Here is a 15576-nt window from a genome sequence, read left to right on the forward strand (position 1 = left end):
AAATTATTTCTACCGTAATTTAAGCACCGCTTTATATAAACCCTTCAAATGATCGGCGCCCATATCTAATATAGGCTCATACATAAATGAATTTAAATGTATGTTTTCAGGGGTCATAAGGTTTACTTTTTCCAAGAGCTCTAGAGTATTGTGACTATCTTGAAATTTACCCTTATAAGCATTGAAAAGTTCGTAAGTCTGCATTCCGGTAATTTCATCTACAAATTTGTCATCCTTTATTGCCGAAATCATAAACTCTTCAGCCTTCAATCTAATTCCCATAGATAAAATTATCTTGCCATCTAACTCAGCAGTCTCATTGGGGTCTGATAAAACAACATCGCAAGTTTCATAAATTAAATCAATCACCTTAATTTCGTGGTGTGGCAAAGAAATTGATGGATCATTTAATACCAGTTGATAAATTGACTCAAGTCTTTCTATGGTTATTCTTTTCGACTTAGGTCTTATGTGCAATAGCGCAGTTAGATCATCAGACTCTGAAGGCCTATTGCAATACTCAGCTAAATTTCTTACAAATGGTATCGCTGCAATTAAAAACTTGGCATTATCAAAGTGCTCCTTCCAGTAAGCAAATGGATCTTTCTGATAGAGCTCCTCGCGTAAGGCAAGATTGCGATTGCTTTTAACTGCAAATAGCTTTTTGTGCCTAGGTATTCCAAGCCTACTGCTAATTGTTCTATGAAAGTCAAAGTTATGCGTAAGAAATATGCAATTGAAATCGCCTTGGCGACTTAATTCGCGAAGATATTCAATGATCGCGTATTTATTTTTGTAATCAAACGAATCTGCAATATCATCAGCTACCACTAAAGTTTTTAGGCCTATATTTTTTCTCGCATTTAATTCGAAAAGAATATTAAGGATATATAAGGCTCGCTTCTCTCCTTGACTAAGAACCTGTATAAGTAAGCTTTGATCAATTTCAGTTACATCTTCACTGTCTTTAAATTTGAAGGCAACTTGTGGGGATGTTCCTTTTAAAATTACATCCTCTTGGTTAACAACCGCCAATTCAAATGGGACGGTAAATCTACTATTGAATTGCTCCACCACAGCCTCCCACAAAGTCCGCTCAGATTTGGCAGCCTCAATGGATTTTCGAATTACTTCTTTTGCCTGCTTGTACTGGTCAATAAATTCTTTAGCAATTACTTTATGCTCGCGCAAGTACTCGAGCCAAATCTTTCTCTGAAACTCGGAATAATCAGCCAACTCCGAAACAATATCCTTATTTTCCAATAGGTAATCTCGAAATTCGCGCAATTCCTTTGTTGTGAGTTTTTTATCTATTTCATTGAATTTCTTATTTAGATCATCATTTGAGAAGATTTTCTTTTTTTCTTCATCAATCTTTTCCGCTAATTCATCGGCAGTCTTAACCTCTTGCTTAACGCCTGCATTATTAAGATTAATTGAATGGCTGGCGCTAAAAAATCCGTTTTCCAGTAGATTTTTTTGCACAGTAGTTGCATGGTAGTAATTAAAAGTTTTTGAAAGAATCGGAGACTCTGCAACTAATTCATTATATTTTTCAATGTATTCGTTTAGCTGTCTTTTAATAGCGCCTGAATCTAAAAATCCCATTGTTTTATCATTAAAGAGATTGGCATACTTGAGTGCCGCAAATCTCTCATTCGCTACATCATCCAACCGCTCCTCAAGAGATTCGAGACAATCAAAAAGTGAATGGGCACCAAAGCATCTTACTAACTCACCTTCTGATGTTATATTTCGACCCGTTAAACCGGATGCCTCCTTCAAAATCTTTAATAATTCAATCTTTTTAGACTCAATACTATCCAGCGCTTGGTCGTAACCTTTTTTTATTTCTGCATTCACCAGAAGAAGGGATGCCTTACTAGACACAAAGTTTTGCTCGTAAGGTTGAATGACAAAGACAGATTCACCACTTAAATCAGCTCCATCTTGATCCTTAATATCCCTTACTGACACCCTATCTTTGTTGATTTGATCGCCTGAAGCAGATCCATTTATAAGGTCAATAAAAGACTTAGCCAAGGATGTCTTCATGAATCCGTTGGGTGCGTAAACTGAATACACCTTCGAGTCGTCAAATCTAAAGACATGATTAAGACTACCTATTCCGTAGCAGTTCTCAATTTTTACAGTTACTTTTTTCAATGAAATACCCACTTAAATTTTCTATCTTCCATCGTAACTATAGGAGGACGCTTACGCCAGCAATTCTTAGGCCTTAGTTAATGCTCTAAGTAAATGGCCATTAATATTCATTCAATCGCACACTCATTTTTTTATCCTCTAGACCATTGATTTATATAGGCTTTTAAATTGCCGTGACTTTTTTTAATCCATTGGTCGCGCGTTCGAATCCCGCCCGATCGAACCAATATAAATATCGTCACCTTAGCCTTTCTGAGCCTTGGAAATCCTGTTAGCCCCTCGATGCATAGAGTGAATCATTTTCAGGCATTCGTCTGGCTCTCATTACCCCATACCTAGTTGCATCCCAAGCATGATCTTCTGCATCGGTATCTACATCTTCAGGGTTTAATGAATCTGGAGGTAGTTGAGGGATAGTTCTTAACCAATGTTTACATGTTGAGAAGACTTTGAGTCTGTTTTCAGCCAGAAGCCGGATGATTTCTTGAGCGCCATTCACACTGCTTCTGGGAGCGTTATAGGCCTCCGTCCATTTCACGCCTTTATCCCTGAAGATTTGTCCGATGGATCGCTCCGCTCCAATCTTCGAAAAGATGGATGGATCAGCTAGGTTCATGCGGTATTCATAACCAAGGCGTTGGTCGTGTGTTTCGATTTTCTTGATCTTGTCTGCGACTACGGTTGCATCTTCTCTTGTGCCCGTGTTTTCTTTATCGCCATATCCATAGAGCTCTCTCCACAGGTAATAGATCCCATCATTCGATAGCGCGAACCAATACACGGCGTATGGCCTAGCATAACCCCAATCCATTGAGCGCCATACTTTCCATGCTGGTGGAATTGCGAATGGCTCTACAACGTGTTTAGAGGCCTGCCATACCCCTTCAAGGAAACTTCCCACGTGGATATCCCAATCACCCTCTAACCAGGCTCTGCGCCTGTTTGGATCGCTTAGCGACTCAAGGCTCATGAGGTAGTTGGGGTCGTTTTTCAGAAGAATGGTGTTCTCATAAATCGTCGAATGAATTCTGACTCTGGGTAACGCGCCCTCCTGTCTGATGATTTGTCCCGCCGGTATTGTCCCAATCTGAAATCGCTCTTTTACCGATGCATGCCCAACTCCGAAAGGATTGCAAGTAGCCCTTACCATCCTCGGCATTCCGGGGTGAGAAGACCTGCAAGTCGAATGCATGGCTTCGTAAAAAGAGAGGTTGCGCCAGTTAGTGAGCTCCTCAAATCCTAGCCAGGGATATTCATGGCCATGGTAATTCCAGTAGTCGTCCTCATTAGCCCCATACCGAAAGTACAGCATCTCGCCAGTTGGCCACTTCCAGACGTAATCCGATTCATTAAACTTGGCGCCTGGGAAGATTTGATAGAACCAGCGCTTGCTCTTAGCCACTACATCAGCCAATTGTGGATAGGTTAGACGGAATAAGGTACCGCGCCAGTGATCCCCAAAGCCTCTTCCTACATGTTGGGCATAGCTCATGAGCAAGGTATCAGTCTTACCCCCTCCTCTAGTACCTTCGAGCAATACTTCATAAACAGGGCATGTCAGAAACAAAGTCTGACTACCAGGCAATGGTGCCCAGATGGTTTTCATTGGTTTTGTTTAATTCACTAGTGTTTTGCTTGGGCAGCTTGCTCCCACTCATCTATGCTCATAGCGCTTGGCACGACAAGAACTCCACTCTGTAGGGGTGCGCCGTCTTTGCCAGTGTGCTCAATGGCTGATAAGCGTGGATGTACGTAAGGTGCAGCATGTCTTCCAACGGTGGCAGCCATGTTTAGAAGCTTAATACGAGCTTCATTTGCCAAAGCCTTGCCTCCAAGCTCTTCATCTTGAATATTGCTGGCTTCTTCGTATAGCTGGTGCATTACCTTCATCATGACTTCTAGAGGCGTGATCCCGTGGGTAGCAACAGCCTCAGCAATCTGGCGGGTACGCTTAGTTAGGCTGCCAGTCTTGCGACCAGCCCCCTGTCTTTTTCCACCCTTTGATTTCTTTTGATTGTTTTCAATCATGAGGTGACAGTTGTTACTTTGATGAGCTTTAAAAGATGGGGTTGCAATGCGACTGAATCACCAATGGGCTCATCAAACTCAATAATGATTCGTTGGAATAAGTCATGACGGCTTTGGGCTCCACGATGTTTGACCACGGTACCTACGCGCCCACTCGGGGTCTTCACTTTTGATCCAATAGGAAAGTCTTCCATGTCTAGACGATCAATGACGCCTGCAATGGTTGGATTAGTTTGCATTGGGTTTCTCCGTGGTTTCTGCGCGCTCTTTTCGCTTGTGTAGTTCTGCAAAGATCCTTGTTTTGAAGGTCTCGTAACTTTCTGCCCCCTCGGCCCTCATGCCTAGCTCCCTGCCTTTGGCGTCTATGCCTTCATTGGTTTTCCACCAGGCATCTTCGTCTGCGCTAGCGGCTTCTGCCTTCTTGCGCGCTCCTTTGAGTATTGCCAAGACATAGCCTGCATTGATCGGGGTTAGGTTTGAGACTTTCATGCGCGTTTCCTTTGCTGTGGCGATAGCCTCTGCCACCTCAGCATCCGTTACCCCGAGATTGACGATGTCCCGTATGCGGTAGTCATCTACGGCTGTAGCTCTGCCCTCCTTGCTGATCATGGCTGCAAAGCTTTTATATTTTTCGATGCGCCCCTGAAAAATCTTTTCATCATCGGCAAGCGTGGGTGGTCCTTGGGGAATTTTTTCCTTTTCACCCCCATTGTTTTGTTTGTCTGGTGTATGGAGATTGGTTACTGGTGACTGGTGTTTGGTGTCTGGTGAGCAATGCGTTCGCATTGCGGTCGCATTGCGTTCGCATCCTTTATTGGGGGTGATTTCGGGTTGAGATTCGTCCGAAGGAAATGATTGCCACCTACCTTCTGCGCTCCGCCTGGCTTTGAGTTGCTTATCTTTGAAGCGGGCTATTTCATGGTCACAGCGCTCTTGTCTCCAGCCTTGATCGGTGAGGGTAAAAAATTCGTTGAGGACGGAGACAACTGCATTTTTTTCTTCTTTTGATCGCGCGTTGATCAATCTTTGAACCAACTTAACATCTATAGGTAATGGCTTTTCTGTGGCGTAGTACTTTCTGATGAGGCGGCTATAAGTTGCATCCTCTATGAATGTAAGATGCGCAGTCGCCTCTGCATAATCTCCGATGTGGTGCTCGTAGTAATTCATCTCAATCTGTCTCCGTGTAGTTCTTTTTCTTGCGTGCAATATTTTTTTCAAGAGATGAATCTAACAATCGGAAAGCGTATCGTCAAATGCGTTTTTTCTGAATTTTTCTTTAATTTATTTATTCATCATTTCTCTGTAATCCATGTTTGAGAAATTCGTGAGAATAATTTTCTTTATCTGAAGTGTTTGTTGATCTATATGTGTCCACCACTCTCTTTGCGCTATCAGAATTTACTGACAAGGCTATAGCCATTTATTTATATGGCTTGTGTCACTTCTATGAATAAATATTTTTTTGTAGTCAAAAATTAATATGCGTCTTCAAAGTGGGTATTGACATTTGATTGACCACCAAAATTTCATTGACTACATTGCACTTCAGTAGCACACAAAACGATTCTTAACAAAACATAAATGGAGATTAAGTTTAATGATGGCAATTCGCTTATACAGCCTGTATCGATCTTACGGATACACCAAAATGAGTTCTGCAAAGATGGCGTTGCAGGTTTATCGTAAAAATGTAAAACGCGCCCGGTAAGGAAATGATCATGAATGACATCACATCTAGAGATATGAACGTGACCTTAATGCGAATTCCTCAAATTTTGAAAATGATGCCGATTTCTAAATCCAAGTTTTGGCTCATGGTGCAGAAAGGTGAATTTCCAAAGCCGATCAAAATTGGCAGGTCTTCGTTTTGGACGATTGAACAGGTTCAGTCATTTATTCGAGAGAGGACTGACAACATCTAAGAAAGGACCGACCCCTGATAGATTTCGGGGGCTATGTTAATGCTTTGTCTACCAGGGCATCTGCCACTTTACGTTGCAAGGCACTAGCGTGATTTATGCGGACCTTCATTTCATCACAAAGACGCAAAAGCTTTTCTAGAACTGTAACTATGCGATGCTGCTCAGACAAAGGAGGCAATGGAAAAGGGGCCGAATAAAATTGAGCGTCATTAATCGCGGGATATGCAATACCAGCTTGCACTGACTCAACATAGTCTATGAATGTAGGACTCCGTAAATAATAGTAAATAAACCTGGAGGATATCGAGGCCCACGGATGAATTACAACAAAAGCTGTACTTGCAATAGGCTCAATATCAAATTGTTCGTCAATGACCGCTACATTTAACAGATAGGGCCTAATGGTGGAATATATAACTGATCCAGGCCTCACGATTTTCCTTGCCCTTGAGGGTGCATTCTTAGGCGATACAATCTCAGGGGAAGAAACAACTCCATGCTCGCTATCTATTGAAGAAACATCGATATATAAAAAGGATTCAAGAGGAGTTTTTTGACCCCACTCATGACTTATGCGTTCATTTTGAGTCCATACCCAATTTTCTGGAATTTGAGGAAGATGATCTATTACCAAAGGCGAAATTTTTCTTCTTTTCGCTTGACCTCCAGAGAACGAGGAGTTGGTGCGCTCGTAATCTATTAATTTAAGCAGGTCTTGAGCAGACCCATCTGATGGGTTCTGTTGAGTTAACCTCCCCTGCATACCAAGTTGAAGTATCGATGACTTTAGCAAATTAATACTACTCTCGGATGTGAATAAGACATCAAAAATATTCGAAATATTATTCCAATTACCCTCAAATTCCTTAGACCCTCTAGAATCGAGCAAAATCTCTAAAAAATTTTTCACCAAGGCTTCGTGGGCAAGCGAAACCGAAATACTTTTATTCTCAAGTCCATCGCACAGCAAAAGTAATTCTCCAACTTTATCTGCGATTTGACGCTGCTCATCCAGAGGAGGCAATGGAAACAGGGCGTCTCGTCCATCCTCTGTCCCAAGTCGCGGCATCTTCATTCCGTAGCTAATTTTGGTTGTATACCTTAAAAAATATGGGCTCATCAGAACATATTTAAAATATTCTGGTACAAATGGCCCGTAACATCGAATGGGTAAAATTTCAGTAGTGCAAACACCGCCCTCATCGGCTACAAGAACTTTATTCAAATATGGCCTTAACTTTCCATAAAGAACATCCCCGGCCTGGAAAGCATTCTTATCGCTCAATGACCTTCTTTCGGCATATCGAACTTTACGAAGTAATTTTGATGTATCTTTTTCGATATCCTCAAGATCAAGAACCCACGTGTCATCATCGATAGAGTTTCTTTTTTCAGTTGAACCAAAATTTGAAATTTCACCAAGCCTCACCCAGATCCAATTTTTAGGCAAAGGGAAGGGAGTGTCTGTATCCGAGATAGCCTTGGTAGGTTTAAATTTCTTTGTTAATGCAACCGAAAATAATTTTTCCCTTGCATCCTGTATTTTCTTCAATAATTTCAAGGCATCATCGCCATTACCACCGCGCACTAAACTTCCGTTTGCTGCCAACCCTAAAATAACTGCCCTTAATTTACTAATTCCATAGAGATGAATTGCCTCAGTGGATGAGCGCCCTCTTTTAGAGAGCTTTTCAGCGTCTGCCGCACTCCATAAATCAATATTTTCTACAAGCAGCCTCTGAAAATGATTCATTATTTATCACCGCCTAGCAGGGCATCCCCGAGGACAACTTTCAACTCATTTCTTAATATTTTTATATCTTTTTGTAAAGCACCGTACTCTGCAAGTAGCTCATCAGGATCATGTGACTTCAGCTCACTCACAAACGGATTTTTAATATCAAGGTTGTAATTTCTGAACTTAATTTCTTCAATACTTATTTTCCAGGCGAAATTACCTACTCCGCGACTCTTAAAGCCGTCCTCCTCGCTTCCCCACCAAGTTTTTTCAATATTAAATTCTTCGAGCTTCATGGGCTTGGTCTTGTTATAACTTTTCACCCCGTCGGGATAAGGATGCTCATAAAACCAAATATCTTTTGTGGGACTTCCCTTGGTGAAGAAAAGTAGGTTGGTATTTATTGCGGTATAGGGTGCAAAAACGCCCTTAGGTAAACGCACAATAGTATGAAGATTGCATTCCTCTAAAAGCTTCTCTTTAATGCGGGTCTTGATACCATCCCCAAATAAAAGACTATCCGGCAAAACCAAAGCTGCACGACCACCTGTTTTAAGCATTTGCATAATTAAGACCAGGAAGAGATCAGCCGTTTCCCTTGTTCTAAATGCGGCTGGAAAGTTGGTTTCAATTCCATCCTCCTCCATTCCGCCAAATGGTGGGTTAGTAACAACTACATCTACCCGCTCTGATGGGCCCCAGCTAATTAAGGGTCTTGCTAAGGTATTGTCATGACGAATATTGCTTGGCACATCGATACCATGAAGAATCATGTTTGTGGTGCACAGCAAGTGCGGCATTGGTTTTTTCTCAATGCCGAAGATGCTGCCTTGAAGTTGTGCTTCGTCTTCTAATGTTTTGACATCTTGTTTTCTGATATGTTCAATTGAGCATGATAAGAATCCACCTGTGCCGCATGCTGGGTCCATTACCTTTTCACCCAGGCGCGGATTAACCATCTGGACCATGAATTCAGTTACAGCTCTTGGGGTATAGAACTCGCCTGCATTACCGGCTGCTTGAAGATCTCTCAGAAGCTGCTCATACATGTCGCCAAACAGATGGCGCTCTTGGGCTTTGTTGAAATCCACGCCCTCTTGAATCTTATTAATCACCTGACGAATCAGCTGACCAGATTTCATATAGTTATAGGCATCCTCGAATACGGAACGAATAACATAAGCGCGTTGATCGCCGCCTTTAGCCTCTAGGTTTTGAAGTGCTGGGAATAGATCATTGTCCAGAAATTGCTTTAGCTCATCGCCAGTCATGCCCTCAGCATTAGCCGCCCAATTTCTCCAGCGATACTTTTCAGGGAGCGGAGACTTGTATTTATCCTGCAGCAATTCCCACTCGCTCTCACGATCATCAAAGATCTTCAGGAAGAGCATCCACACCAATTGACTCAAACGCTGGGCATCACCATCAACACCCACGTCTTTGCGCATGATATCTTGGATTGATTTAATAGTTGAACTAATACTCATAAGTGGTAATGCCTATCTATTGGGGTGTTGCTATGAATTTTAGGCGTAGAGCTGGTTTTCTAGCTCATGTAATGCAGCTATATAGCCTGGCTTACCGCCAAAGACTGATACAAGTTCGCTGGCTGTGCCCATTTTACTAAACGGGTCTAGGGTCAGAATCTTAATATCATCGATATTCTCGATACCAGTATCTGCGTATTTTTCAAGTAAGGCCTCGAGAACCTTGCGAGCCTGTTCGCCATACTTGGTGAAGTAGTTACGCTTTTTGACTTGATCTGCACGCTCCCTACGAGTGAGTGCAGGCTGATCAAATGCAACATGGCAAATTAAATCAAAAGCATCGCAGTCTTTATTAACTTCGATTGCCAACGCCTCCAGTAAAAGACCATGCTCTTCTAGCTCCTTAATTACAGCAGCCTTACGCTCAGCGGAAGTCCATCTCTTTAGAAATTGATCCAGCGTTGAATAGTCTTTTCGTACTGCTTTACGGGTGTAGTCCTTTAAGGACTCTGTAATCAACTTACCTTCGGGTCCGTAATGCTGAACCCGCTCGGCAATAACCTGAACCTCTACGTCACCCACAAAGTATTTAGCTCTCACACCCTCCGGCCCAGGAGGAAAGCCAGGGGGTTCTGGAGGAACGGGTGGCTCAACTCCGGGAGGCGTTGGCGGCTCTACTGGAGGAACCGGGGGATCATCAACCCCAGGCTCATAGATAACAATTGGCGGACCATCAAATGCTTCATCAGCAAAAAGCTCAGTAGCCTTTTTAAAGTCCATGATGGTGAACCAGTACTTGTCGTAATCTTCGTTAATGCGGGTGCCGCGCCCAATCATCTGCTTGAATTCGGTCATAGACTTGATATGTTGATCAAGCACTACTAATTTACAGGTCTGAGCATCTACACCAGTAGTCATTAGCTTAGAGGTTGTAGCAATTACTGGATAACGCTCTTCTGGGTTAATGAAGTTATCAAGCTCAGCTTTACCTTCTTGCTCATCACCGGTAATACGCATTACGTATTTACGATTTTCTTTGACTCGCTCTGGATTTAGATTAACCAAGGCTTGGCGCATGCGCTCCGCATGATCAATGTCATCACAAAATACGATAGTCTTAGCAAATGGATCGGTAGCCGTTAAGAACTCAGTGATTTTCTTTGCCACCAGCTCTGTACGCTTTTCTAAGACCAGGGTTCGATCCATGTCATTCTGGTTGTAGATGCGATCCTCGATTAATTGACCACGTTTATCCACTTGTCCAGCGCTGGGTCTCCAGCCTTGGAGATCCCTATCTATATCAATCCGGATTACTTTATAAGGGGCAAGGAAACCATCTTCAATACCCTGTTTTAGTGAGTAGCTATAAACAGGGTCACCAAAGTAAGTAATGCTTGATATTTCTTTGGTTTCTTTTGGCGTAGCTGTTAAGCCAATATGCGTGGCAGAAGAAAAGTAATCCAAAATCTCACGCCAAGCTGAATCTTCAGAGGCGCTGCCGCGATGACACTCATCAATCACGATCAAATCAAAGAAGTCTGGAGAGAACTGCTTGTAAATATTCTTTTCTTCATCGTTACCAGTAACGGCTTGGTAAAGGGATAAGTAAATTTCGTAGCTCTTATCAATCTGACGCTTGCTGATCTTAGTCATTGCAGCGCCAAATGGCTTGAAGTCATTATTCTTGGTTTGATCTACAAGGATGTTGCGGTCAGCTAAAAATAGAATGCGTTTCTTTGTGCCAGACTTCCATAAGCGCCAGATGATCTGAAAAGCTGTGTACGTCTTCCCGGTACCGGTAGCCATTACCAGCAGAATACGGTTGGCGCCATTAGCTACCGCCTCGATTGTTCTGTTGACTGCATTGACTTGGTAATACCTAGGTGCGCGCCCAGCGCCATCGTCGTAATAAGGCATTTCTACAGTATTTTTTGCCTCAGGGGTATCAACACCCCTCCATCTGCAATAACGCGCCCATAGCTCTTCTGGCGACGGGAATGCGTCCAAAGAAAGCTCTTGCTCTACCTTATCCGCCTGGCCAGTTCGATCATGCATTAAGAATGCATCGCCATTTGAGCTAAAGACAAAAGGAACATCCAGCGTTTCCGCATAATCAAGTGCTTGCTGCATTCCCGCGCCAACACTGAGGTTGTTTTCTTTAGCCTCGATTACGGCGATGGGAATATTAGATTTGTAATACAGAACGTAATCTGCGCGCTTTTGCTGTCCGCGGGTATGTAACTTGCCGCGAACAATGATGCGGCCTTTAGTAAAACTTAATTCCTCGCGAATTTGAGTATGCAAATCCCAGCCTGCGCCAAGAATGGCTGGCGTAATGAATTTCGTACAAATATCACGTTCGCTAAGGGATTTCTTGCTCATTCAATAATGCCAAAAGTTATATATACCCCTTAATAATATAAGGAAATCAGTCATTTACTGGCATTTTTAGGGTTTGTATCCCAGGCTCACTATCTGAGCCTTTATAGGCATACACTTAAGTTGACGCAACAGGGGAAAGTTAATGAAATATCAATTTTGTTTGGTCGCACTGCTCATTTCGGGTTTTGCCCATAGTCAGGCCATTTATGGCCCTAACGGTGAATACAAAGGTTATATACAAACCTCTCCCAATGGAGTGTCTAACTCTTACAGTGCTACTGGGGCATTCCAGGGATCAGCTCAAGTACAAGGTAATCAAACAAATTTCTATGGGCCTCAGGGTCAATATCAAGGAAATATCCAAGCGCCGATTACCACCCCACCAAATACAACAATTGGAACGCCCCCACAGGTGAATCAAGTACCCAGCATCAAGGGCTGGTAGTTAAATAACTAATTTAAAATTTAATTAAATCTCCATAACCCCAGATAATTGCACCAATTATTGCCATATAGATTCCTATAGAAGATGCGCGCGCATCTAATACATTCTGCCTTCCCTCCTCAATTTCACTAGCGCTCGGGTCAAAACTACCTCCGCTGATCACGCTTTCCGACCTAAACCACTCATCAAAGCCCAATCTAATCAGGGGTCGAGCGGTTAATAGCACACCAATTACTGTAACTATAGATCCTGAGCGCCCAAACCAACTCCAATCCCCCTTATTAAGACCAGTTAATATGGAACTAACAACTACGCCCAGGGAAATAATTAGCAGTAGATAGATATTTGCCAGCACTTTTGCTCTAAAAAATTTATTCATCTCAAGCTACTTGTATGGCCTCTTACAGTCCCTGCAATGAATCTGCAATGTTTTGCCTACTCAACTCATACCTTCGAATTGATTCTTTTGATAGGAAATTTTTTGGCGCTTTTTTTGGAAGTAGCGCGTCAACCTCCGCCATTATTTTTTCAGAAACAAAGTCAATATCTTGTTGGTCCTTGATATTTGCCCTTAATCGACGAATTTCTTCGGCAAGCCTATCTATTCTTTTAGCACTAAGCTCGGTATCCACGGATGGTAAATCATGCCCAATTCTATCTATAGAATTATTTACTCTTTTTATTTGCCCAATAACCCCAATCCGAGCTTCGGTATGGATGGTCTCATTATGATGACATTGCGTCTGAAACAAGCACTCCAGCACCGTCGCCTCTGACAAACCTTTACCATCCGCCGCCAAGTAATCAATTCCCGCTCGAAATCCACCATAAAGAACTATTGCATTTGTAATCGCAATAGTTACCTTTGCATAGATGCTGGCCTTTATCTTTAAAGAACCATCCTCAAAAACAATTTCTGTCTCGATACCACTGCCGATAAAAAATTCACCACGTTTTTGAATAAATTCTTTTATCGTTTCCCTAAGAGTCTCAGCATCTTTTGCGCTAAAGTGAGAGGGTTCAACGTGCACATATGCCTGGCAAAGAATTTGCCTATCAATATAATCAGCCATTTGACCTCCAATACGAATCTAAAAAAACTATAGCAACCTTTTTAGAAATTAGGCCGAATACAGCAGCGGACTTACCCCTACATCTTGAATCTGGGGGTATTTTTGGGGGCACTCTTTGAAATTCGTACCTTTTTGGTGGCACGTAACCATATGATTTTGAGCTACAAAATGGCGTTTAGTTCGATCTCCGCCGACCCACCATTTTAAAGTCTGTAAAAGTCAAACGCCACCTACTAGGGTGGCGTTTTTCTTTCATCGCAAAATCAAACTACTTTGAAGCTAAACGCCAAAGTGATGTCACTTCTTTAGATCGCGCTACATGCAAGGCATCTTCTTTATCAAATGCTTTTTGATGTGTTGGCTTCGTATCCAAACGTGCGATAACTTTTAATCCAGCTTCCTCAATCCAATGAAGAAGCTCAGCCCTGGTTCGCAAACCTAGATGTTCAGCTAAATCCGAAAGAATGAGCCAGCCTTCGCCACTCTCAAGCAAATGATGTTTGAGATTACTCAAAAAGCCTTTTAACATCTGACTCTCAGGATCATATACAGCATGCTCTAGCAAGGAGCTTGGTCTAGCCGGAAGCCAAGGCGGGTTGCAGACAATGAGCGCGGCTTTGCCTTCAGGAAATAGATTGACCTTGCAAATTTCAATCTGGGAATGCAGTTCCAAACGATCAATATTTTCTTTTGCGCAAGTAATCGCTCGATCATTAAGATCGGTAGCGACAATTTTCTGAATGCCTCGCAAAGCTAAAACGACAGCCAAAACCCCAGTGCCCGTTCCAATATCGAAAGCTATAGAGCTTTGTTTCATTGCCGCCGGTAATGGAGCCTTTAGCACCAAATCAATATACTCACTACGTACTGGAGAGAAAACGCCATAGTGAGGATGAATACGGACCTCTTCATCATCTCTGGTGAGAACTTGAACGCCTGTCTTGCGCCACTCATGCGCACTAATAACACCGAGTAGCTCACGCAGCGAGATGACGTAAGGTGCAGCCTGCTCTCCATAAGCTTCAGAGCAAGCTCTGGCAACATCTGGAGCACGCCTTAAGGAGATGCTGTGATCAGCATTTACCTGCATCAGAATCATCCCTAAAATACGGGCACGCTGTGATTGAGCAAGGCGATGAAGGTTAAATGTATCTAGAGGACTTTTAACTTTATCTTTGGCAACTCTATCGGCCCTAGCGGATTTCTTAGAAGGCTTATCTACCCTTCGAACTAAAGCCTGCAATAGTTGGCGCGCATTCTGAAAGTCGCCTTTGTAAAGCATCGCCGTACCTTCACAAGCTAGGCGATAAGCAACGTCAGCGGTCAGAGTGTCATCCACGATCTGAATCTTTTTATGGGGCGCGATACCATTTTCTGAGTGCCACTTGGCGCTATGGGTTTGCCCATCATCTTCCCATTGAAGGATTACTGGTTGAGTCACCTAAGAAACCACAAACCGATTGTTTTGATAATCATCTATAGCTTGCTCAATCTCCGCACGGGTATTCATGACAAAAGGTCCATACTGCACGATGGGCTCATGCAGTGGCAAGGCTGCAAGGACAATAAATTGTGCGCCCGCAGGTCCTGATTTAGCTTTGAGGCGATCACCATCTCCAAGTACGACTGCAGCTTGTTTTGGTATCTCTCGCATTGGGCCCCCTACCTCAAGATCCCCTGCGTATAAATAAACAAAGGCATTGAGTTCTTTAGGAACAAGGTGTTCAAATTGAGTATTGGCTGGCAAGTGCACATCCAAAAATAAAGGTGTGGTGGTAATCCCCTGAATCGGACCTTGTACCTCTTTGCCGTCTTGACTACATGTACCCGCAATGACTTTTACTGAGCCGCCGTTGGCTAATGTGATCTTGGGGATATCTTCAACTTGAATATCTTTATATCCAGCCGCCTTCATCTTTTCTTTAGCGGGTAAGTTAATCCATAACTGAAAACCACGCATAGCACCGCTTACTTGCTGAGGCATCTCAGAATGAATAATGCCGCGCCCCGCTGTCATCCACTGCACGCCACCTGTTTTCAGATGACCTTGATTACCTAAATGATCTTCATGCAACATATGACCCTCAAGCATATAGGTCACAGTCTCAAAACCCCGATGAGGGTGCGCAGGGAAGCCTGCCACGTAATCATTCGGGTCATTAGAGGAAAATTCGTCGAGCATCAAAAAGGGGTCAAGCCTGACTTGATTTTGACCGCCAATACTACGGCGCAATTTGACACCCGCACCATCAGAAGTGGCTATGCCCGGAATGATGGTTTGGATATTGCGTATCATATTGATGAGTGTTTTAACTTGGCTTTGACTGAGTTT

General features: G+C 42.9%; 14 protein-coding genes. 2 read left to right on the forward strand and 12 right to left on the reverse strand.

All coding sequences use genetic code 11. From position 1 onward, the window contains the following. Positions 1–9: 9 nt before the first annotated feature. The 5 genes from ICN48_RS09485 to ICN48_RS09505 all read right to left on the reverse strand — a co-directional run bounded on the left by ICN48_RS09485 (position 10) and on the right by ICN48_RS09505 (position 5364). Positions 10–2055, reverse strand: a complete 2046-nt coding sequence (locus ICN48_RS09485) for a hypothetical protein (protein ID WP_255539525.1) — start codon at positions 2053–2055, stop codon at positions 10–12. 382 nt (positions 2056–2437) lie between these two features. Further along, complete coding sequence (locus ICN48_RS09490; RefSeq protein ID WP_216153453.1) at positions 2438–3772, reverse strand: terminase family protein; 1335 nt, start codon at positions 3770–3772, stop codon at positions 2438–2440. A gap of 17 nt (positions 3773–3789) precedes the next feature. Further along, on the reverse strand, positions 3790–4194 hold the full coding sequence (locus tag ICN48_RS09495; protein ID WP_216153454.1) for a hypothetical protein: 405 nt from the start codon (positions 4192–4194) through the stop codon (positions 3790–3792). Then, entirely contained in the window at positions 4191–4433 is a 243-nt protein-coding gene (locus tag ICN48_RS09500; RefSeq protein ID WP_173960805.1) for a hypothetical protein, read from the reverse strand. The genes ICN48_RS09495 and ICN48_RS09500 overlap by 4 nt, the downstream gene beginning before the upstream one ends. Further along, positions 4423–5364 (reverse strand): YdaU family protein, encoded by a 942-nt coding sequence (locus ICN48_RS09505; RefSeq protein ID WP_216153455.1) that lies wholly within the window; start codon positions 5362–5364, stop codon positions 4423–4425. The genes ICN48_RS09500 and ICN48_RS09505 overlap by 11 nt, the downstream gene beginning before the upstream one ends. Before the next feature lie 551 nt (positions 5365–5915). Between ICN48_RS09505 and ICN48_RS09510 the strand changes: the two genes are divergently transcribed. Further along, positions 5916–6119, forward strand: a complete 204-nt coding sequence (locus ICN48_RS09510) for an AlpA family transcriptional regulator (protein ID WP_216153456.1) — start codon at positions 5916–5918, stop codon at positions 6117–6119. A gap of 31 nt (positions 6120–6150) precedes the next feature. Here ICN48_RS09510 and ICN48_RS09515 read toward each other — a convergent pair whose 3' ends face one another. The 3 genes from ICN48_RS09515 to hsdR are packed head-to-tail and all read right to left on the reverse strand — an operon-like array spanning position 6151 to position 11726. Further along, entirely contained in the window at positions 6151–7872 is a 1722-nt protein-coding gene (locus tag ICN48_RS09515; protein ID WP_216153457.1) for a restriction endonuclease subunit S, read from the reverse strand. Next, the gene (locus ICN48_RS09520; RefSeq protein ID WP_216153458.1) at positions 7872–9344 is read right to left on the reverse strand and encodes a class I SAM-dependent DNA methyltransferase; all 1473 of its coding nucleotides are present in this window, start codon (positions 9342–9344) and stop codon (positions 7872–7874) included. Before ICN48_RS09520 ends, ICN48_RS09515 begins: the two co-directional genes overlap by 1 nt. A gap of 39 nt (positions 9345–9383) precedes the next feature. Continuing rightward, positions 9384–11726 (reverse strand): EcoAI/FtnUII family type I restriction enzme subunit R, encoded by a 2343-nt coding sequence (hsdR, locus tag ICN48_RS09525; protein WP_216153459.1) that lies wholly within the window; start codon positions 11724–11726, stop codon positions 9384–9386. 142 nt (positions 11727–11868) lie between these two features. On the opposite strand from hsdR, the gene ICN48_RS09530 reads away from it, so the two are divergent. Next, positions 11869–12171: a hypothetical protein gene (locus ICN48_RS09530; RefSeq protein ID WP_216153460.1), complete on the forward strand. Its 303-nt coding sequence runs from the start codon at positions 11869–11871 to the stop codon at positions 12169–12171. A gap of 13 nt (positions 12172–12184) precedes the next feature. Here ICN48_RS09530 and ICN48_RS09535 read toward each other — a convergent pair whose 3' ends face one another. The 4 genes from ICN48_RS09535 to ICN48_RS09550 form a co-directional block, all read right to left on the reverse strand. Then, a complete protein-coding gene (locus ICN48_RS09535) occupies positions 12185–12550 on the reverse strand; it encodes a hypothetical protein (protein WP_216153461.1) in 366 nt (121 codons plus the stop codon). A 22-nt stretch (positions 12551–12572) separates the two neighbouring features. After that, positions 12573–13244, reverse strand: coding sequence for a hypothetical protein (locus ICN48_RS09540; protein ID WP_216153462.1), 672 nt, complete (start codon positions 13242–13244; stop codon positions 12573–12575). A gap of 268 nt (positions 13245–13512) precedes the next feature. Beyond that, the gene (locus tag ICN48_RS09545) at positions 13513–14685 is read right to left on the reverse strand and encodes a methyltransferase (RefSeq protein WP_216153463.1); all 1173 of its coding nucleotides are present in this window, start codon (positions 14683–14685) and stop codon (positions 13513–13515) included. Then, a complete protein-coding gene (locus ICN48_RS09550; RefSeq protein ID WP_216153464.1) occupies positions 14686–15540 on the reverse strand; it encodes a pirin family protein in 855 nt (284 codons plus the stop codon). It abuts the gene before it with no gap. Positions 15541–15576: the final 36 nt, after the last annotated feature.

The organism is Polynucleobacter sp. JS-Safj-400b-B2 (assembly GCF_018881975.1).
GTDB lineage: Bacteria > Pseudomonadota > Gammaproteobacteria > Burkholderiales > Burkholderiaceae > Polynucleobacter.

Coding starts and splice junctions, on each gene's coding strand:
- ICN48_RS09510 (WP_216153456.1), top strand. CDS start 5,916: ATGAATGACATCACATCTAGAGATATGAACGTGACCTTAATGCGAATT.
- ICN48_RS09490 (WP_216153453.1), bottom strand. CDS start 3,772: ATGAAAACCATCTGGGCACCATTGCCTGGTAGTCAGACTTTGTTTCTG.
- ICN48_RS09550 (WP_216153464.1), bottom strand. CDS start 15,540: ATGATACGCAATATCCAAACCATCATTCCGGGCATAGCCACTTCTGAT.
- ICN48_RS09520 (WP_216153458.1), bottom strand. CDS start 9,344: ATGAGTATTAGTTCAACTATTAAATCAATCCAAGATATCATGCGCAAA.
- ICN48_RS09535 (WP_216153461.1), bottom strand. CDS start 12,550: ATGAATAAATTTTTTAGAGCAAAAGTGCTGGCAAATATCTATCTACTG.
- ICN48_RS09530 (WP_216153460.1), top strand. CDS start 11,869: ATGAAATATCAATTTTGTTTGGTCGCACTGCTCATTTCGGGTTTTGCC.
- ICN48_RS09495 (WP_216153454.1), bottom strand. CDS start 4,194: ATGATTGAAAACAATCAAAAGAAATCAAAGGGTGGAAAAAGACAGGGG.
- ICN48_RS09540 (WP_216153462.1), bottom strand. CDS start 13,244: ATGGCTGATTATATTGATAGGCAAATTCTTTGCCAGGCATATGTGCAC.
- ICN48_RS09485 (WP_255539525.1), bottom strand. CDS start 2,055: ATGAAGACATCCTTGGCTAAGTCTTTTATTGACCTTATAAATGGATCT.
- ICN48_RS09515 (WP_216153457.1), bottom strand. CDS start 7,872: ATGAATCATTTTCAGAGGCTGCTTGTAGAAAATATTGATTTATGGAGT.
- ICN48_RS09505 (WP_216153455.1), bottom strand. CDS start 5,364: ATGAATTACTACGAGCACCACATCGGAGATTATGCAGAGGCGACTGCG.
- hsdR (WP_216153459.1), bottom strand. CDS start 11,726: ATGAGCAAGAAATCCCTTAGCGAACGTGATATTTGTACGAAATTCATT.
- ICN48_RS09500 (WP_173960805.1), bottom strand. CDS start 4,433: ATGCAAACTAATCCAACCATTGCAGGCGTCATTGATCGTCTAGACATG.